This window comes from Nonomuraea typhae (genome assembly GCF_009760925.1).
Taxonomy (GTDB): Bacteria; Actinomycetota; Actinomycetes; order Streptosporangiales; family Streptosporangiaceae; genus Nonomuraea; species Nonomuraea typhae.
In genome coordinates, this window is the sequence record NZ_VRLV01000002.1 from 273749 (window position 1) to 291846 (window position 18098).

Annotated in this window: 16 protein-coding genes; 10 read left to right on the top strand and 6 right to left on the bottom strand. The window is 71.1% G+C overall.

What is annotated here, in order from left to right; all coding sequences use genetic code 11:
* Window positions 1-34: 34 nt before the first annotated feature.
* From FVE25_RS07810 to FVE25_RS07840, 7 genes are all read left to right on the top strand, one after another.
* The gene (locus tag FVE25_RS07810) at window positions 35-586 is read left to right on the top strand and encodes a PadR family transcriptional regulator (protein ID WP_157245763.1); all 552 of its coding nucleotides are present in this window, start codon (window positions 35-37) and stop codon (window positions 584-586) included.
* Window positions 587-1564: an ATP-binding cassette domain-containing protein gene (locus tag FVE25_RS07815; protein WP_157245764.1), complete on the top strand. Its 978-nt coding sequence runs from the start codon at window positions 587-589 to the stop codon at window positions 1562-1564. It begins immediately after the preceding gene.
* Complete coding sequence (locus tag FVE25_RS07820; RefSeq protein WP_157245765.1) at window positions 1561-2415, top strand: ABC transporter permease; 855 nt, start codon at window positions 1561-1563, stop codon at window positions 2413-2415. Before FVE25_RS07815 ends, FVE25_RS07820 begins: the two co-directional genes overlap by 4 nt.
* Before the next feature lie 85 nt (window positions 2416-2500).
* Window positions 2501-3187, top strand: a complete 687-nt coding sequence (locus tag FVE25_RS07825) for an ABC transporter ATP-binding protein (RefSeq protein ID WP_157245766.1) — start codon at window positions 2501-2503, stop codon at window positions 3185-3187.
* Window positions 3184-3882, top strand: a complete 699-nt coding sequence (locus FVE25_RS07830; protein ID WP_157245767.1) for an ABC transporter permease — start codon at window positions 3184-3186, stop codon at window positions 3880-3882. Before FVE25_RS07825 ends, FVE25_RS07830 begins: the two co-directional genes overlap by 4 nt.
* Complete coding sequence (locus FVE25_RS07835; RefSeq protein WP_157245768.1) at window positions 3879-4952, top strand: sensor histidine kinase; 1074 nt, start codon at window positions 3879-3881, stop codon at window positions 4950-4952. The genes FVE25_RS07830 and FVE25_RS07835 overlap by 4 nt, the downstream gene beginning before the upstream one ends.
* Window positions 4928-5551 (top strand): response regulator, encoded by a 624-nt coding sequence (locus FVE25_RS07840; RefSeq protein WP_246266783.1) that lies wholly within the window; start codon window positions 4928-4930, stop codon window positions 5549-5551. Before FVE25_RS07835 ends, FVE25_RS07840 begins: the two co-directional genes overlap by 25 nt.
* A 119-nt stretch (window positions 5552-5670) precedes the next feature.
* On the opposite strand, the gene FVE25_RS07845 is transcribed toward FVE25_RS07840, so the two are convergent.
* Entirely contained in the window at window positions 5671-7017 is a 1347-nt protein-coding gene (locus tag FVE25_RS07845; protein WP_157245769.1) for a hypothetical protein, read from the bottom strand.
* Window positions 7018-7210: 193 nt separating this feature from the next.
* Between FVE25_RS07845 and FVE25_RS07850 the strand changes: the two genes are divergently transcribed.
* Window positions 7211-9430 carry a thiamine pyrophosphate-dependent enzyme gene (locus FVE25_RS07850; RefSeq protein ID WP_157245770.1) on the top strand — a complete coding sequence of 740 codons (2220 nt, stop codon included), beginning with the start codon at window positions 7211-7213 and terminating at the stop codon, window positions 9428-9430.
* Window positions 9431-9449: 19 nt separating this feature from the next.
* Here FVE25_RS07850 and FVE25_RS07855 read toward each other — a convergent pair whose 3' ends face one another.
* Genes FVE25_RS07855 through FVE25_RS07865 form a run of 3 tightly spaced genes read right to left on the bottom strand, consistent with a single transcriptional unit; the run spans window position 9450 to window position 11975 of the window.
* Entirely contained in the window at window positions 9450-10571 is a 1122-nt protein-coding gene (locus FVE25_RS07855) for a magnesium and cobalt transport protein CorA (RefSeq protein ID WP_157245771.1), read from the bottom strand.
* Between the two features lie 44 nt (window positions 10572-10615).
* A complete protein-coding gene (locus FVE25_RS07860) occupies window positions 10616-11083 on the bottom strand; it encodes a nuclear transport factor 2 family protein (RefSeq protein ID WP_246266784.1) in 468 nt (155 codons plus the stop codon).
* Window positions 11084-11090: 7 nt separating this feature from the next.
* Window positions 11091-11975: an amidohydrolase family protein gene (locus FVE25_RS07865; protein ID WP_246266785.1), complete on the bottom strand. Its 885-nt coding sequence runs from the start codon at window positions 11973-11975 to the stop codon at window positions 11091-11093.
* A gap of 34 nt (window positions 11976-12009) precedes the next feature.
* Between FVE25_RS07865 and FVE25_RS07870 the strand changes: the two genes are divergently transcribed.
* Both FVE25_RS07870 and FVE25_RS53740 read left to right on the top strand, forming a co-directional pair.
* Entirely contained in the window at window positions 12010-12708 is a 699-nt protein-coding gene (locus FVE25_RS07870) for a M50 family metallopeptidase (protein WP_157245772.1), read from the top strand.
* Window positions 12709-12798: 90 nt separating this feature from the next.
* Window positions 12799-15489: a serine/threonine-protein kinase gene (locus FVE25_RS53740; protein WP_181019499.1), complete on the top strand. Its 2691-nt coding sequence runs from the start codon at window positions 12799-12801 to the stop codon at window positions 15487-15489.
* A 15-nt stretch (window positions 15490-15504) separates the two neighbouring features.
* On the opposite strand, the gene FVE25_RS07880 is transcribed toward FVE25_RS53740, so the two are convergent.
* Together FVE25_RS07880 and FVE25_RS07885 are read right to left on the bottom strand one after the other, a co-directional pair.
* Window positions 15505-16902 (bottom strand): MFS transporter, encoded by a 1398-nt coding sequence (locus FVE25_RS07880; RefSeq protein WP_219825379.1) that lies wholly within the window; start codon window positions 16900-16902, stop codon window positions 15505-15507.
* Between the two features lie 127 nt (window positions 16903-17029).
* A complete protein-coding gene (locus FVE25_RS07885) occupies window positions 17030-18049 on the bottom strand; it encodes a winged helix DNA-binding domain-containing protein (protein WP_157245773.1) in 1020 nt (339 codons plus the stop codon).
* Window positions 18050-18098: the final 49 nt, after the last annotated feature.

Sequence of the window (18098 nt, forward strand, 5' to 3'; positions counted from 1 at the left end):
TTTGAGGCATCTAGATAGTTGGAAGGTGACGAACATGACCGAATCCGACGAATGGGCCGACGATCTGACGGCCTGGGCGCTGGACGCGCCGCCCCCGGGCACCCCGTTTCACCCGATAGGCCCGCCCATCCCCGTGACCGCCCCGCGCGTACGGCGGGGCGACGTCAGAGCCGCCCTGCTGGCCCTTCTCCTCGAGGGACCGCGCAACGGCTACCAGATGATCCAGGACATCGCCGAGCGCAGCCGCGGCGTCTGGCGGCCGAGTCCCGGGTCCGTGTACCCGGCGCTGCAGCAGCTCGAGGACGAGCGGCTGGTGAGCGGCGACGATTCCGGCGGCAGCCGTACCTTCCGGCTGACCGACGAGGGCCGCAAGGGGGCCGAACGGGCGGCCACGCGGAGCGCGCCCTGGGACGAGGTGGCGCGGACGGTGCCCGAGGACCGGCACGAGCTGCGGCTGCTGTGGGGGCAGGTCGGGGAGGCGTTCCACCACCTCGTCCACACGGCCAACGATCAGCAGGTCGCCGAGGCCAAGCGACTGCTCCGGCGGACGCGCAAGTCGATGTTCCAGATCCTGGCGGAGGACTAGATGACGTTGATTCCGGCGGTAGCCGTACACGATCTGAAAAAGACCTATGGGAAGGTCGACGCGGTCAAGGGGGTGAGTTTCGAGGTCGCCCCAGGAGAGGTTTTCGGGTTCCTCGGGCCCAACGGCGCCGGGAAGACCACGACCATCAGCATGCTCTGCACGCTAGCCAACCCCTCCGGCGGAAGCGCCACCGTCGCGGGGCACGACGTGGTCGGCGCCCGGGACGAGGTGCGGCGCAACATCGGGCTGGTCTTCCAGGACCCCACCCTCGACTCCTACCTGACCGCCGAGCAGAACCTCCGCTTCCACGCGGAGCTGTACGGCGTGCCGCGCCACATCGTCGGCGACCGGATCCAGCAGGTCATGGAGATGGTCGCGCTCTGGGACCGCAAGGACGCCAAGGTCATGACGTTCTCCGGCGGCATGAAGCGGCGGCTGGAGATCGCCCGCGGGCTGCTCCACTCCCCCAGGGTGCTGTTCCTGGACGAGCCGACCGTCGGCCTCGACCCGCAGACCAGGGCGGCCATCTGGGGCTACATCAACCGGCTGCGCCTGACCGAGGACATCACGATCTTCATGACCACCCACTACATGGACGAGGCCGAGTACTGCGACCGGATCGCCATCATCGACCACGGCGAGATCGTCGTCGTCGACTCGCCCGAGGCGCTCAAGGCCAGCATCGGCGAGGACCGCGTCCAGATCCACACCGGCGACGACGAGGCCGCCATCACCGCGCTGCGCGAGCGCTTCGGCCTGGAGGCGGCGGTGCACGAGGGGGCGGTGACGTTCGCGGTCGCCTCGGGTGAGGAGTTCGTGCCCCGGCTCTTCTCCGAACTGGGCCTGCCCATCAGGTCGGTGAGCGTGTCACGGCCCTCGCTCGACGACGTCTTCATGTCCTACACCGGCTCCACCATCAGGGACGCCGAGGCCGGCGGCGGCAAGAACGACTGGATGAGAGCGATGGTGCGGCGATGACGAGTGAGACGATCGCGGTCGTGGTGCCCGCCCGCAGCGCCGGGCACGACCTGCGGGCCATCAAGGTGGTGCTGCACCGGGAGATGCTGCGGTTCGTCAACGACCGGACCCGGATGCTGTCCATGTTCTTCCAGCCTGTGTTGTGGTTGTTCGTCATGGGCACCGGTCTCGGCTCGCTGGTGCAGGGCAGCATCCCGGGCGTCGACTACCGGACGTTCATGTATCCCGGGATGATCTCGATGACGGTCATCATGACCGGCATGTTCTCGGCCGGTTCGATCGTCTGGGACCGCGAGTTCGGGTTCCTGCGCGAGATGCTCGTCGCGCCGGTCTCGCGCGGGGCGATCGTGCTGGGCAAGAGCCTCGGCGGCGCGCTCGTCGCCACCGGGCAGGGCGTGGTGATCCTGGCGATGGCCGGGCTGGTCGGCGTGCCCTACTCGCCGAGCCTCATGCTCACGCTGCTGGCCGAGATGTTCCTGGCCGCCTTCACGATCACCGCGTTCGGGGTGATGCTGGCGGCGCGGATGAAGAACATGCAGACGTTCTTCGGGCTGATGCAGATGGCGATCATGCCGATGATGTTCCTGTCGGGAGCGATGTTCCCGCTGGCGAACCTGCCGTCGTGGCTGCACATCCTCACCGTGATCAACCCGATGACCTATGCGGTGGACCCGATGCGGCAGGCCGTGTTCTCGCACCTGAACGTGCCGGACCAGGTCAACGCCGTGCTGAACCCCGGGGTGCAGTGGTTCGGGTGGCAGGTGCCGGTGGTGCTGGAACTCGGGGTCGTGGCGGGTCTGGGCGCCGTCCTTCTGGGGGTGGGGATCCTGCAGTTCCGGCGGACGGACTAGACCGGCGGGGTCCTCCGTTCGGGGGATGGCACCGCGCCGGACCGGAGGATGCCCGCGAGGTCCGCCGCCCGCCACCATCGGCATCATGACCGCGATAATCGTGCGCGACCTGCGCAAAACCTACGGCGGCGCCCCAGCCGTGGACGGCGTGTCGTTCGAGGTGGCACCGGGTGAGACCTTCGGCCTCATCGGCCGCAACGGCGCGGGCAAGACCACGACGGTCGAATGCCTGATCGGCCTGCGCAAGCCCGACCGGGGCACCGTCACCGTCCTGGGCATCGACCCGGCGAACCGGAGAGAGCTGGCCCGCCGGGTGGGCGTTCAGCTGCAGGACGGCGCCCTCCCGGACCGGATCAAGGCCGGCGAGGCGCTCAAGCTGTTCGCCTCCTTCTACCCGGACCCGGCCGACGTCAAGGCACTGGAGGCGACCTGGGACCTGGGCAAGCTGCGCAACCAGGCGTTCGGCGACCTTTCCGGCGGCCAGCGGCAGCGGCTGCTCCTGGCGCTGGCTCTCGTGGGCAACCCGGAGCTGGTGGTGCTGGACGAGCTGACCACCGCCCTGGACCCGGTCGCCCGGCGCGAGACGTGGGACCTGGTGCGGGGGATGAAGCTGGCGGGCACCACGATCGTCCTGGTCAGCCACTTCATGGACGAGGCGGAGGAGCTGTGCGACCGCGTCGCCGTACTGCGGGCGGGGAAGGTGGCGGCGATCGGCCCGCCACGGGAGCTGATGGAGCGCGCGGGCGCGCAGTCGCTGGAGGGTGTCCTGTGAGAGCGTTCGCCCACCTGTCGCTGAACGAGCTGAGGATGCTGGCCCGCGATCCGGGCAGCCTGTTCTTCATGGTCGCGTTCCCGCTGATGCTGCTGGTCCTCAACAGCGGCAACAAGCGGCTGGAGATCTTCCTGCCGAGCTACATGGCGATGATCCTGGCCATCGGCGGGATCGCGGCGCTGCCGGGGATCGTGGCGACCTATCGCGAGCGCAAGGTGCTGCGCCGGCTGGCCGTGACCCCGATCTCGCCGCTGGCGCTGCTGGGCGCCCAGGTGGTGGCGCAGCTGGTCATGGGGCTGGTCGGTTCGCTGCTGGTGGTCGGGGCGGGCATGGCGGTGTTCGGGGTGGATCCGCCCGCCCATCCGCTGCCGCTGGTGCTGGCGTTCCTGCTGAGCACGCTGATGACGTGCGCGATCGGGTTCGTGATCGCGGCGCTGGCGCCCCGGGCGCGGACGGCGGATCTGATGGGGCTGACCGTGATGTTTCCGATGATCTTCCTGGCCGGGGCGGCGATCCCGCGCGAGGGGCTGCCGGAGGCGTTGCGGAGGGTGGGCGACTACCTGCCGCTCACCCAGGCGGTGACGGCGATGCGCGAGGGGTGGTTCGGGACACCCGCGGCGCTGCCGCTCCTGCTGCTCACCGGAATAATCGTGATATGCACGGCAATCGCCGCCCTGACCTTCCGCTGGGAATGATCCGCTGGCCCCACGCCTTCCACCTGCTGTTCTACGTCTGCCTGGCGACGCCGTCCGCGCTCGCCGCGCTGATGGGCGTCGGCGGCGGCCGCCCGCTGACGCTCGGGCTGGCCGCCGTCATGGGCGCCTACTACTGGCTGTTCGTGGTGCGCGGCGACGTCGAGCGGCCGCGCCTGCACCCGATGATCTGGCACTTCCTGGTCCTGCTGGGCCTGCTGTTCCTTCTGGTACGGCGGGAGCCCATCTTCGAGGTCGCCCAGTTCGGCATGTGCCCGCTGCCCTGGGTGATGCTGCCCAGGAAGTGGGGTTACGCGGGGGCGGTGGCCCTGGTGCTGACCTCGTTCGGCGCCGGCGGCAGGCTGGCGGCGGTGGCCTCGGATCCCCGGGTCCTGGGCACGCTCGTGGCCAACGCCGGACTGATCATGATCATGGGCATGTTCGCCAACCGCCTGATCAAGGAGGGTGAGATCGGGGTTCTGGAGGAGCGGGCGCGGCTGGCCAGGGAGATCCACGACACGCTGGCCCAGGGCTTCAGCGGGATCATCGCCCAGCTCGAGGCGGCCGAGCAGGCGATCGACGATCCGCCCGCCGTACGCCGGCGGATCCGGGTGGCCAAGCAGCTGGCCCGCGAGAACCTCGGCGAGGCCCGGCGCTCGGTGGAGGCGCTGCGGCCCGGGCCGCTGCGCCGCGCCCGGCTCGACATGGCGCTGACCGACGTCGCGGCACGCTGGTCGGCGGCCAGCGGCGTGCCGGCCACCATGGCGGTGGACGGGCGGGCGCGCCCGCTGGATCCCGAGGTCGAGGCGACGTTGCTGCGGGCGGCGCAGGAGGGGCTGGCCAACGCGGCCAAGCACGCGCGGGCGCGACGGGTGGCCATCACCCTGTCGTACATGGACGCCGAGGTCACCCTGGACGTCCTGGACGACGGCCGCGGATTCACCACGGAACAGACCGGCGGCTACGGGCTGACCGCGATGCGCGAGCGCGCGGCGGCGGTCGGCGGCTCGGTCACGGTCGAGTCGGCACCGGGAGAGGGGACGGCGCTGTGCGTGAGCATCCCGTGCGCCTGATGATCGTGGACGACCACCCGGTGGTCAGGGACGGCCTGCGCGGCATGTTCGACGGCCTGCCCGACATCACGGTGGTCGCGGCGGCGGCCGACGGCCGCGAGGCGCTGGCGCTGGCCCGCGCCGCCGAGCCGGACGTGGTCCTCATGGACCTGCGCATGCCGCATCTGGACGGCGTGGGCGCGATCCGCCGCCTGCACGCCGCCCACCCCGCGCTCAAGGTGATCGTGCTGACCACCTACGACACCGACGGCGACGTCAGCCGTGCGCTGGCCGAGGGGGTGGCCGGCTACCTGCTGAAGGACACGCCGCGCGAGGACCTGCACCAGGCGGTGCGTACGGCTGCCGCCGGCGGCAGGGTGCTGTCCCCGGCGGTGGCCGGTCAGCTGATGGCCCAGCGCGGCCCGCGCAGCGACCCGAGCCCCCGTGAGCTGGAGGTGCTGCGGCTGATCGCCCGGGGCGCGGGCAACAAGGAGGTGGCCAGGACGCTGCTGATCAGCGAGACCACGGTGAAGACGCACCTCAAGAACGTCTTCGCCAAGCTGGGTGTGGAGACCAGGGCCGCGGCCGTGGTCGCGGCGATGGAGCGCGGCCTCCTCTGAGACGGCCATGGAACGCGGCCTCCTCTGAGCCGGCCGCGGAACGGCCTCTTCTGAGACGGGAAGGGCGCGGGCCCCCGAAGAGACCCGCGCCCAGATGAATCCCGGCAAGCAGCGGAGCGTCAGCGCTTCACGCGGACGTAGTCGCTGCTGCTGGTGTCGCCGTAGGTGTCGGAGTCACCGTTGAAGACGAAGCGCCAGCGGCCCGACTTCGATGCCTTCACCTTGGTGTAGATCTTGCCGCTGTCGGTCGACCAGGTGGTCTTGACGTAGCGGTACTTGCTGGAGCCGGCGGGCTTGAAGTACAGCCGGACCTTGGCGCCGTAGCCCTCCCAGGCGCCGCCGTCCTCAACCTGCAGCACGCCCTTGAACTTCAGGTGCTTGCCGCGCTTGACCGGCTCGGGGTAGGCGTTGAACTTGATCAGCCGGGTGTCGGCCTTGGACGGCGGAGGCGGCGGAGTCGGGGACTCCACCCGCACCCAGTCGGTGTTGCTGACGGAGCCGTCGATGCCGGGGGCGCCGGCGTAGACGGCCCGCCACCAACCGGAGGCGTAGGCGCGGGCGCCGGCCCAGAAGCGGCCGTCGCGTCCGGTGACGTCGCTGGTCACGTTCTCCCAGCGGCTGGAGTTGTGGGCCTTGAACTGGATCGTGACCCGCTCGCCGGACAGCCCGTCCCAGCCGCGGCCCTGCAGGGTGCCGGTGAACTGCAGCCGGTCGCCCTTGTCCACGGGCTCGGGCGAGGCGTCGAAGCCGACGATCCGGCTGGGCCGGTCGCCTGCCTTGACGTCCACGCGGTCGGAGTCGCTGACCGAGCCCCTGGCGGTGGAGGTCTTGTCGAACTCGGCCCGCCACCAGCCGGTGGCCTCGGCCTTGACGTGGGTGGAGAACCAGCCGGAGCCGCCGGTGCCGATCTTGACGATGTGGCGGTAGGCGTCGGTGCCCCTCTCACGGAAGGTGATGGTGACCTGCTGCCCGCCGTACCCCTTGCCCTCGGCGAGGAGGCGGCCGGACACGCGGATCGTCCCGCCCTTCGGCACGAGGTCGGGGGTGGCCCCGAAGTTGGCGATCTTGGTGTCGAGAGCCTTCTTCACCTCGAACGAGCCGCGCGAAGAGCTCTCGCCGTCGCCGTGGGCGATGGCGAGGATGTTCCAGCGCCCGGCGTTGCCGGCGTCGAAGGTCTTGGTGCCGGTCCACTTGGTCCACTCGCCGTGGGGAGCGGGCTTCAGCTCGACCGGGGTGGGGACGGAGACGTCCCCGGGCGCCCGGAGCTGGAGCTCGGCCTTGCCGGCGCCCTTCGTGGTGAAGCTGAACGTCGCCGTGACCGAGTTGTCGAAGACGACGACCGGCGATGGGCTCACGTCCACGTCGGAGATGCTCGGTGCGGCCGCGGCCGACGCCGGAGAGGCCAGGGCGAGTGCCCCGGCACCCATCGCGAGCGCGACGGCTACGGCACGGATGCGTTGCGACATGCGGGTTTCCGTCCTTTCTGGAGTCCGCAAGCGGTCAACGCGGCATTGAGGGTGCCACGCGTTTCTCTGTAGTAGACGTTTAGGACACGCAAAAGGTTCGTAAAGCCGACAACTCGTAAGGAATTTCTGTCAAAGCCGCCGGTCCAGAACATGTCACCTCCTCACGAGGCCGCTGGGGGGCATAATCGGGCTTGTGGCGCGCGACACAGTTGAGACTCACTTCCTCGAAGCCGTAGCCGACCTCAGGCCGGGCATCCCGCGGGACCCGTCGACACCGGTCCGGGAGGGAAGCACGCTGACCGGCCGGCTCGCTCTCGAGCTCTTCCACCGTCAGCTCGACAGCCGGCTGCTCGACATCGCCGCCCGCTGGCTGCGCCAGCAGGATCAGGGGTTCTACACCATCGGCTCGGCCGGGCACGAGGGCAACGCCGCGGTGGCCGCCGCGCTGCGGCCCGGCGACCCCGCCCTCCTGCACTACCGCTCCGGCGCCTTCTACCTCACCCGCTCCACCCAGGCCGGCCGCCTGCCCGAGCAGGGCATCCGCGACGTGCTCATGGGCCTGACCGCGGCGGCCGAGGAGCCCATCGCCGGCGGGCGGCACAAGGTTTTCGGCCACCCGCAGCTGGCGATCATCCCGCAGACCTCCACCATCGCCAGCCACCTGCCCAGGGCGGTCGGCGTGGCCTTCGCCATAGAACGTTCCCGCGCGCTCGGGGTGTCCGGCGCCTGGCCCGAGGACGCGGTCGCCGTGTGCAGCTTCGGCGACGCCTCCCTCAACCACGCCAGCGCGCAGACCGGGCTGAACACCGCCGCCTACGCCACCTACCAGGGGCAGGCGATGCCGATCCTGTTCGTCTGCGAGGACAACGGCATCGGCATCAGCGTGCGCACCCCCAAGGGCTGGGTCGAGCAGGCCGCGCGCCGCCCCGGCATCGAGTACTTCTCCGCCGACGGCTGCGACCTGGCCGCCGCCTACGACGCCGCCACCCGCGCGGCCGCGCACGTGCGGGCCAACCGCTCGCCCGCGATCCTGCACCTGTCCACCGTGCGGCTCATGGGCCACGCCGGCTCCGACGTCGAGGTCGCCTACCGCACCCAGCGCGAGATCCGCGCCGACGTCGAGCGCGATCCGCTGCTGCGCACCGCCACCATGCTCGTCGAGGCGGGCCTGGCCACGCCCGGCGACCTGCTCAAGTCGTACGAGGCCATGCGCGAGCACGTGCTGCGCATGGCCCTGGAGACCACGCGCAGCCCCCGCCTGACCTCGGCCGAGGAGGTCATGCAGCCGATCGCGCCGCGCCGGCCCGACGTCATCGCCAAGATCAGCCCGGTGGCCGCCCAGCCCGCCGTACGCGAGAAGGCGTTCGCCGGCGCGCTGCCCGAGCACGACAAGCCGATGACGCTCGCGCAGTCGATCAACCGCACGCTGGCCGACGCGCTGACCGTCTACCCCGAGATGATGGTCTTCGGCGAGGACGTGGCCAGGAAGGGCGGCGTCTACGGCGTCACCCGCGGCCTGCAGAAGCGCTTCGGCGGCGCCCGCGTCTTCGACACCCTGCTGGACGAGCAGGCCATCCTCGGCCTCGCGCTCGGCTCGGGGCTGTCCAGGCTGCTGCCGGTGCCCGAGATCCAGTACCTCGCCTACCTGCACAACGCCCTCGACCAGATCCGCGGCGAGGGCGCCACGCTCTCCTTCTTCTCCCGTGGCGCCTACACCAACCCGATGGTGGTGCGCGTCGCCGGATACGCCTACCAGAAGGGCTTCGGCGGCCACTTCCACAACGACAACGCCGTCGCCGCGCTGCGTGACATCCCCGGCCTGGTCATCGCCTCGCCCTCGCGCCCCGACGACGCCGCGGCGATGCTGCGCACGTGCCTGGCCGCGGCGCAGACCCAGGGCAGCCTCTGCGTCTTCCTGGAGCCGATCGCGCTATACCACACCCGCGACCTGTTCGACGAGGGCGACGGCGGCTGGCTGGCCCCCTACGCGCCGCCCAGCCGCTGGGCGGAGACCCACATCCCCATCGGGCGCGCTCGCTCGTACGGCGACGGCCGCGACCTCACCATCGTCACCTACGGCAACGGGCTGCGGATGAGCCTGCGCGCGGCGGTCCGCCTGACCCAGGAGGGCTACAGCTGCCGGGTGCTCGACCTGCGCTGGCTGGCGCCGCTGCCCGTCGAGGACCTCCTGCGCGCGGCCGAGCTGACCGGGAAGGTGCTGATCGCCGACGAGACCCGCCGCTCCGGGGGCGTCTCGGAGGGCATCCTGGCGGAGCTGATCGACGCCGGATTCACCGGGGACGTGGCGCGGGCGACCTCCAGCGACAGCTTCATCCCGCTGGGCGACGCGGCCGCCCACGTGCTGCTGTCGGAAGAGGAGATCGAGGCGGCGGCCCGCAAGCTGCTCGGCTGACCGGGCTCTTCGCGCAGGCTCAGAGCCAGTCGCGCCGTTTGAAGACGACGTAGAGGATCAGGCAGACCGCGGCCATGAGCACGACGGCGAAGGGGTAGCCGAGCGACCAGTGCGTCTCCGGCATGAAGTCGAAGTTCATGCCGTAGATGGTCCCGACCAGCGTGGGCGCGAACAGAATGGCCGCCCACGCGGAGATCTTCTTGACCTCCTCGCCCTGCCGGATGCTGGCCTCGGTCATCTTGGCCATCTCCTCGTTCTGGGCCTGGGTGACGAGGGTGGAGTTGATGACCAGGATGTCCTGGAGCATCTGCCGGAAGGCCGACACCCGCTCCGTGACCGTGATCGCGTGGTCGGCGACGTCGCGCAGGTAACTCTGGAGCTCCTCGTTGACGCCGTACTTGGCGGCGCCGGCGATGAAGCCGTCCAGCATGGACAGCAGCGGGGCGGTGGCCCGCTGGAACTCGATGACCTCGCCGCTGAGCTCGTAGACGCGCCGGGAGACGGCCGGGTCGCCGCTGAAGACCTGGGCCTCGATCTGCTCCAGGTCCATCTGGAGCCCGGCCACGACGGGGGCGTAGCCGTCGACCACGGCGTCGAGGATGGCGTACAGCACCGCCTGAGGGCCCTGGCGGAGCAGATCGGGGTCCGATTCCATGCGTTTGCGCACGGCCTGGAGGTCGGGGGCCTCGGCGTGCCGTACCGTGATCACGAAGTTGGCGCCGACGAAGACGTGCAGTTCGCCGAAGGCGACCTCCTCGACGTCGTCGAGGTAGCGGGCGGCGCGCAGCACGACGAAGAGCGTGTCGCCGTAGCGGTCGGCCTTGGGGCGCTGGGAGCCGACGATGGCGTCCTCGAGGGCGAGCTCGTGCAGCTCGAACTCCTCGCCGAGTTTGACCAGCTCCCACTCCTTCGGGCGGTACAGGCCGATCCAGGCCATGCTGCCCGGCATCTCCTTGAGGCGCTCGAAGGCGTCGGCGAGGGAGCCGGGGTTGTCGACGCGCTCGCCGTCCTGGTAGATGGCGTTGTCGATGACCGTGGGGCGGTAGGGGGCCTCCTCCTCCACGGCTCGGGGGTCCATGGAGGTCTCCGGCGCCTGCTCGCGGGTTCTGCTGCTGTTCAAGAAGCCCCTGATGCGGGCCATGCGCTCACTTCCTCTCAGGACGTCTCGTCTCAGGACGCCTCGTTTCAGGACGCCTCGTCGAGCGCCTGGTGGGCCCGGTCCCTGATCGTCTTGCGGAACATCGGCGTCCAGCCGAACAGCACGCCGGCGGGCTTGCCGAGGGCCATCTTCGACCAGCGCCTGAAGTCGTAGTCGTCGTGGTGGCGGACGATGAGGTCGTCCTCGAAGCGGAACAACGAGTCGATCTCGTCGACGACCCGGCGGCCGGTCCTGCCGAAGGCGTAGCGGGCCGTCCACCTGGCGGTGCCGGTGTGCTCGTCGGCGGCCACGTCACCGAAGTCCGCGTGGAGACCGTCGCGGACGCCGAGCCGGAGCCGCCACATCGCCATCACCCGGTCGCGTCCCTCGATCTCCTGGAAGACGGGGTCGCCGAAGCTCACGTCCGGATGGTAGCAACGCTCCATGACCGCGAGGTCCCTGCGGGCGAGCGCTTCGAAGAAGGCGCGGACCAGCGCCACGTGCCGATCGTTCACCCCCCTATCAGACCATGTCCGATCCGTTGCGCCAGCACACGGCCCGGACCCATTCGTCCCCGAGTTCCAGCCGGTCGAGGGCCTGCAGCTGGTGGGCGTACGGGTGTGGAATATTCGGGAAATCGCTACCCAGCACGACCTTCCCGGCCAGGCCGAGTTCACGCAGCGCGGGCCGGAGCGCGGCGGGGAAGGGCATGCCGAGCTCGGAGAAGTCGGTGAAGGCCATCGTGGTGTCCAGCGCGACCCGCTCGTAGCGCTCGGCCAGCTCGAAGAACGGCTCGTACTCGGGCATGCCCAGGTGGGCGACGACCAGCCGCAGGCGCGGGTGGCGGCGCAGCAGCCCGGCGACGGGCTCCGGCCCGACGCAGCCGCCGGGCACGGGGACGGAGCTGGCGTGCGTGACCACCGGGATCCCCGCCTCGGCCAGCAGGCCCCAGATCGGGTCGAGCTCGGGCAGACGCGGGTCGAACCCGCCCACCTGCAGGTGGATCTTGAAGACCCGGGCGCCGGCCTCGATGGCCCGCCGTACATAGGACGGGGCGTCCGGCTCGGGGTAGAAGGTCGCGGAGGGGACGCATTCCGGGGTACGGCGGGCGAAGTCGAGCGTCCAGGTGTTCAGGTCGGCGGCCATGCCGGGTTTGTGGGCGTAGGCCAGGGCGGTGAAGCGGGTGACGCCCATCTCGCGCAGCCGAGCCAGGCGCTGCTCGACGGGCCACTGGTACTCGACCTTCCAGCCGTTGCCGAGCAGCGGGCCGCCGTGGTTGAAGTGGTGCCAGACGCGGCGTTGCATCCGGTCGGGCAGGAAGTGGACGTGGATGTCGATCAGCCCGGGCAGCCCGCGGGCGGCCAGCCAGGCGGGCACCTCCACATCAGAATGAAGTTCTGTGACCACGCCGAGGACTTTACCCGGATAGGGTCTTGTCTCGATGGAGAAGTTCCTGGCCCAGCTCGTGAAGGTCCAGCCCGCCCCCGAGCCCTGGGTGGTCGCGGTGTCGGCGCTCGTCGCGCTCGTCGTCGTGGGCTACACCACCTCCTGGCACCTCACGCGCGGCCTGGTCACGATCGCGCACGAGGGCGGGCACGCGCTGATGGCGCTGCTCACCCGGCGCAAGCTCGAAGGCATCCGCCTCCACTCCGACACCTCCGGCGTCACCCTGACCAGGGGGAGGCCGACCGGCCCCGGCATGGTCCTGACCGCGCTGGCCGGTTACCTCGCGCCGTCGCTGCTCGGGCTGGCCGGGGCGTGGCTGACCGACCAGGGGCGGATCACGCTGCTGATCTGGACCGTGCTGCTGTTCCTGGTCTGCATGCTGCTGCTGATCCGCAACCTGTATGGCGCGCTCATCCTGCTGGCCACGGGCGGGGCGCTGTTCGCGCTGTCGATGTACGCGCCGGACGAGGTGCAGCAGGCCGTGGCCTACATGGCGGTGTGGTTCCTGCTGTTCGGCGGGGTGCGCCCGATCATCGAGCTGCAGCGCAAGCGCCGCCGCAGGCAGGCGGCCAACTCCGACGCCGACCAGCTGGCCAGGCTGACGGTGCTGCCCGGGGGCTTCTACGTCTTCTTCTTCCTGGTGGTCGCGGGCGCCTCGGCGGTCGGCGGGGCCTACTTGATGTCCCCGTTCTAACCCTCGCGGCGGACTCATCACAAATGCACCTATGCCCGGCCTAGTGCCGAAATTCCCCACTAAACTCGCCCGTGACAAGGGGGAAGCATCGTGCAGCACGTCGAGGACGCCCCCGGCTATCGAATACTCGATCAGGCCGGACAGGGCGGATTCGCCATCGTCTACCGGGCCTACCAGGAGCGCCTCGACCGGGTCGTGGCGCTCAAGGTGCTGTCCGTGGACCGGGTCGACAACAAGACGATGCGCCGGTTCCAGCGCGAACTCCAGCTCACCGGCCGCCTGACCGGCCACCCCAACGTGGTCACCGTCTTCGACACCGGCACCACGCGCACCGGCAAGCCGTACATCGCCATGGACTACTTCGAGAACGGCTCCCTGCGCGACCGCATCCGCACCCAGGGCCCGCTCCCCCTGCAGGAGGTCCTCCGCTCGGGCGTCAAGCTGGCCGGCGCCTTGGCCGCCGTCCACGAGGCCGGGGTGCTGCACGGCGACATCAAACCCCAGAACATCCTCATCTCCCGGTACGGCGAGCCCGCCATCGCCGACTTCGGGGTCGCCCGCGTCATCGACACCGCCGAGATCTCCGCCGCCACCCACGCCTTCACCCCGCTGCACGCCGCCCCGGAGGTCCTGAGCGGCCAGCCGCACACCGCCGCCACCGACATCTACTCACTCGGCTCCACCCTCTACCACCTGCTGGCCGGCCAGCCCGCCTTCCACAGCGCCACCGACCCGTCGATCGCGCCGCTCATGTTCCGCGTGCTGAGCTCCGAGCCGCCGCCGATCAACCGCGCCGACGTGCCCGGGGTGGTCGTGTCCGTGGTCCTCAAGGCCATGTCCAAGAACCCCCAGAGCCGGTACGGCACGGCCCGCGCGTTCGCCGAGCGCCTCCGGGAAGTCCAGGCCGAACTCGGCCTTCCGGTCACCGACCTGCTGGGGACCGACTCCACCGGCCCCGCCGCACCCGCTCCCCCGCCCTCCGCCTCCTCCACCGCGCCTCCGGCCGCCTATCCGGAAACCGCCCCGGCCAACCCCAACGGCCCCGCCCAGTACCCGGCCTTCCCACCGGCCGCCGCTGGGCCGTGGAGTGGAACGTATCCGGGTACCGGGGCCGTCTTGCCCGAGGGCACCGGGGGACCGATCAGCCCGTGGGCGCCGGAGGCGGCGGGCACACATGGCAACCAGGCGCATTCGGGTACGGGACGGCCTGCAGGCGGTCAGACCGGGGTTGGTCAGACCGGGGTTGGTCAGACCGGAGTCGGTCAGACCGGGGTTGGTCAGACCGGAGTCGGTCAGACCGGAGTCGGTCAGACCGGAGTCGGTCAGACCGGAGTCGGTCAGACCGGAGTCGGTCAGACCGGAGTCGGTCAGACCGGAGTCGGTCAGACCGGAGTCGGTCAGACCGGAGGTGGACCGTCTCAGGCCGGTCAGACCGAAGGTGATCAGCCCCCGGTCGGTCAGACCGGAGGTGGACTGTCTCAGGCCGGTCAGTCCGGGATTGGTCAGCCCATGGGTGGTCATCCCAGCGCAGAGCAGCCCGGGGCGGACGCGAGCACAGGCCACCCCAGCACAGCACACACAGGCACAGGACACACAGGCACAGGTGGGCGCGCCGAACCAGGGCATGCGGCCTCGGGTCACCCGGGCGGGGGCTACCCGGACGCCGGGTACTCGCGCGCAGGCAGCGGACGTCCGGTGGACGAGTGGGCCCCCCACACAGGCGAGCCTCCGGCCGGGTTCCCCAACTTCGGGCCCTACCAGGGCGGTTATCCCCCATCCGGCCCAGGGAGAGCACCCTCCGAACCGCCATACGTGCCGGACAGCCAGGCATGGGAACTCTCCGCCCCCTCACCCCCCGCGCAGGCGTACCACCCAGGACAACCACCTGCCGGAGGCGGCCAGCCCGGTCCGGGCGCCCAGGCCGGAGTTGGCGGAGGTCAGACTGAGCCAGGCGCCCCGCAAGGCGGGATGGCCGGCTCTCACGCCGGTACGCCCCACGCTCACGCCGGTACGCCCCACGCTCAGCCCGGCATGGCCGGCGCTCAGCCCGGCATGGCCGGTGCCCACGCTGGGACGGGAGCCGGCCAAGCCGGGATGCCCGGTGCCCAAGCCGGGATGGCCGGCTCGCCTTCAGGTGCCCCCGGAAGCGGGCGGGCGCCGGCCGGTGGGCGCAGGCGGCGGGCGGCTTCCGAAGGCGCCGGCCTGGGCAAGCTTGTGGCCGGTGTGGTCGTGGTGACGGTGGTGCTGGCGGGAGTGGGCCTGGCGGTGTACCTGACGCGGGGCCGGCAGCAGACCCCGCAGGCGGCCGACCGTACTCAGCAGGCGCAGCAGCAGAAGAAGCAAGACCCCAGCACCCCGGCCGTCGACGACAAGACCGTGGACGCGCTGCGCCCCCGTACGCTCAAGGTCATCTCCGACAACGGCATCTCGGTCACCCTGCGCTGGAACCTTCCGGCGAACGCCCGTAAGTACCCGATCGTGGTGCAGCGCGAGCCCTCCGACGGCCAGCCGCTGACCGCGCTGCCGGCGGGCACCACGTCCACCCGCCTGACCGGGCTCACCAAGGGCACGGGCTACTGCTTCGTGGTCGGCGTCCCGCTGCAGATCTCGGAGAAGACGAAGGTCGCCTGGTCCAAGCCGATCTGTATCCGCGGAGCCCGCCCAGGTGGCGCCTCGCCGTACGGACTGACCCCCGACGGCGGCACCCCGGAAGGCGCCGTGCCGGACATCACCACCCCTCCGGACGGCACCACCGCCCGGCCGCCCGTCACCGAGCGCTGACCGGGACGAGCGGGGTCAGGGCGTCCTGCGGGGCATGATGAGGATGGTCGCCAGTCCCAGCACGGTCATGGCGACCATGCCGAGGAACACGTTGTGCACGGCGGCCGACAACGCCTGGCGGACCGGCTCGGCGTCAGGGCCGCCGCGTTGCAGGGCCTGGGCGGCGGTGTCGACGGAGGCGAGGCCGTCCAGGCGTGTGGCGAGGGTGGCGTTGGCCACGGCGGCGAGGATGGTGGTGCCCAGGGCGCTTCCCGCCACGCGGAAGAAGACCGCGCCGCCGGTGACCACACCGCGGCGGTCCCAGCCGACCTGGTTCTGGGCGCCGACCAGCATGGAGACCGAGACCAGGCCCAGGCCGGCGCCGTTGATGAAGGCGCAGATCCCGGCATACAGGATCGGGGACGAAGCGGTCATCAGGGTGAAGAGGACGGAGGAGACCGCGATCAGCGACAGGCCGGTCAGGGCGGTGTCGCGGAAGCCGTACCGCATGTAGAGACGGGCGGACAGGCTGACCGACAGAGGCCAGCCGATCGACTGGACGGCCAGCGCGAACCCGGCGGCCACCGCGCCCGCGCCCAGGACGCCCTGTGCGTACGTCGGCAGGTAGGCGGTGGGCCCGGCCAGGACCATGCCCACGACGGCGCTGCTGAGGAAGGAGCCGAGGAGGAAGCGGTCGCGCCAGATCCAGGGCGGGATGAGGGGTTCGGGGACCCGCGTCTCCCACAGGGCGAACAGGGCGAGGACCGCGGCTCCCGCCGCGATGGTCCACCAGCGCAGGTCCTGGAGTCCGAGCAGGACGGCGACCACGCCCGTGGCCAGGAGCAGGCTGCCCACGAGGTCGAGGCGGACCTTCCGGCGTTCGACGCGCTCGTCCAGGAAGACGACGATGACGAGGATGGCGGCGGCGCCGAGCGGGAGGTTGAGGTAGAAGATCCACCGCCAGGAGACCAGCTCCGACAGCAGGCCGCCGATCGCCGGGCCGATGAGGGCTGACATCCCCCAGACCGATGACAGCAGGGCGCTGATCCGCCCGCGCTCCTTCAGCGGGTACAGGTCGGCCGCCACCACCTGCACGATCGACTGGATGGCCCCCGCGCCCACCCCCTGAACCACCCGGGCCGCGATCAGCATGGGCATCCCCGTGGCCGCCCCCGCGAGCAGCGACCCCACGAGGAAGATCGTCATACCGGCGGCCAGCATGGGCTTGCGCCCGTAGAGGTCGGACAGGCGGCCGTAGATCGGCGTGCACACCGCCTGCGACAGCATGTATCCGGAGATCACCCACGGGAACAGCGAGAACGACCCCAGGTCCCGCACGATCGACGGCACGGCGGTGGCGACGATCGTGCCGTCGACGGCCGCCAGCGCCATCGCCAGCATGAGCCCGGCCGAAACCGCCGCGCGCCCCTTCACCGGCGGCGCCGGGGTCCGGCCACGCTCAGGCCCGCGACCTCATCGACAGCGACGTCCACCCCCGAGCCTCCCCGTGGGATCCGGTGATCGTGTTCCATGGAAACACACCCAGATGGGGACAGGACACCTAGCCCAGGAACCGGCGAACATCCTCCACCTCGTCCGCCAGCGCGCCGGCGATCCCCGGGACGTCCTCGAACAGCTCGACGGCGGCGGCGCTGCCCTTGCGTGACCAGGTGCCGCGAATCCGTCCGTTCACGAGTACGGCGGGCCGCAGGATGCCGCCGCCGGGAAACACCGCGCGCGCATGGTCGGGCGCCAGGATGGGGTCGCGCGACTTCCACCCGAGCAGGAGTTCGTCGAAGGCGGGCAGCAGCCTGACCAGGCCCGGACGGCTCCCAGCCGCCTCCTGACCGGCGGCCCTCCACTCCGGCGACACCTCCCACTCCAGCTGTGCCTCCCACTGCGGCCGCGCCCCCGACGCCAGCGGTGTCCCCCACGCCAGCCGTGCCTCCCCCAACGGCACCCCCGACCACGCGGCCAGATCCTCGGCCGTCGCCGGCACGTGCGCACGCCGGTACCGGACGGCCAGTTCGGCGAGCGCCCGCTCGCGATCGGGCTCGAAGACGATCGGCGCGCCCAGCCAGTCGGCGGTGTGCACGTAGGTGGGCTTCCCGTCCCGCGAAGGCCCCAGTACGGCCAGCCCGTGCGCGGCGGCCAGCCCGGCCAGGTGGACAATCCCCTGCCCGCGAGCCCGTCCCGCGAGGCGGCGTTCCAGCTCGGACTTGGTCAGCGGCCCCTGCCCGGCGAGGGCGCGCTCGATCAGCGACAGCAGATCGTCACCCGTCACCCCTTCCTGCGCCAGCCGCGTCATCGACCCCAGCCGTGCGCTGGTCAGCGGCAGGAGCCAGGGCAGGTCGTCGTGGTGGATGTAGTGCAGCGTGCCGCGCGGCCCCCAGGCCCGCACGATCTCCCGCCGCTCCACCGCCGCGTCGATCTCCGCCCGGGTCACGGTGGCCGATCGGGCGCGCAGGGCGAGCTGCGCGGCAGTCACGTCCTGAGCCTGTACGGCCAGCAGATGGCGCACCGCCTCCCCGGTCCCGGACCCCGGCGGCCGGTGCAGCAATTGGGCCTCGACGCTCCGCATCCCGCGATCCTCCCAGACCCGCTCAGCCACCTCGAACCCGCATCTGGCC

Bases quoted from the DNA above. Each gene is read 5' to 3' on its own strand.
- FVE25_RS07825 (WP_157245766.1), top strand. From the start codon at position 2,501: ATGACCGCGATAATCGTGCGCGACCTGCGCAAAACCTACGGCGGCGCC.
- FVE25_RS07820 (WP_157245765.1), top strand. From the start codon at position 1,561: ATGACGAGTGAGACGATCGCGGTCGTGGTGCCCGCCCGCAGCGCCGGG.
- FVE25_RS07885 (WP_157245773.1), bottom strand. From the start codon at position 18,049: ATGCGGAGCGTCGAGGCCCAATTGCTGCACCGGCCGCCGGGGTCCGGG.
- FVE25_RS07810 (WP_157245763.1), top strand. From the start codon at position 35: ATGACCGAATCCGACGAATGGGCCGACGATCTGACGGCCTGGGCGCTG.
- FVE25_RS07835 (WP_157245768.1), top strand. From the start codon at position 3,879: ATGATCCGCTGGCCCCACGCCTTCCACCTGCTGTTCTACGTCTGCCTG.
- FVE25_RS07845 (WP_157245769.1), bottom strand. From the start codon at position 7,017: ATGTCGCAACGCATCCGTGCCGTAGCCGTCGCGCTCGCGATGGGTGCC.
- FVE25_RS07815 (WP_157245764.1), top strand. From the start codon at position 587: ATGACGTTGATTCCGGCGGTAGCCGTACACGATCTGAAAAAGACCTAT.
- FVE25_RS07870 (WP_157245772.1), top strand. From the start codon at position 12,010: ATGGAGAAGTTCCTGGCCCAGCTCGTGAAGGTCCAGCCCGCCCCCGAG.
- FVE25_RS07855 (WP_157245771.1), bottom strand. From the start codon at position 10,571: ATGGCCCGCATCAGGGGCTTCTTGAACAGCAGCAGAACCCGCGAGCAG.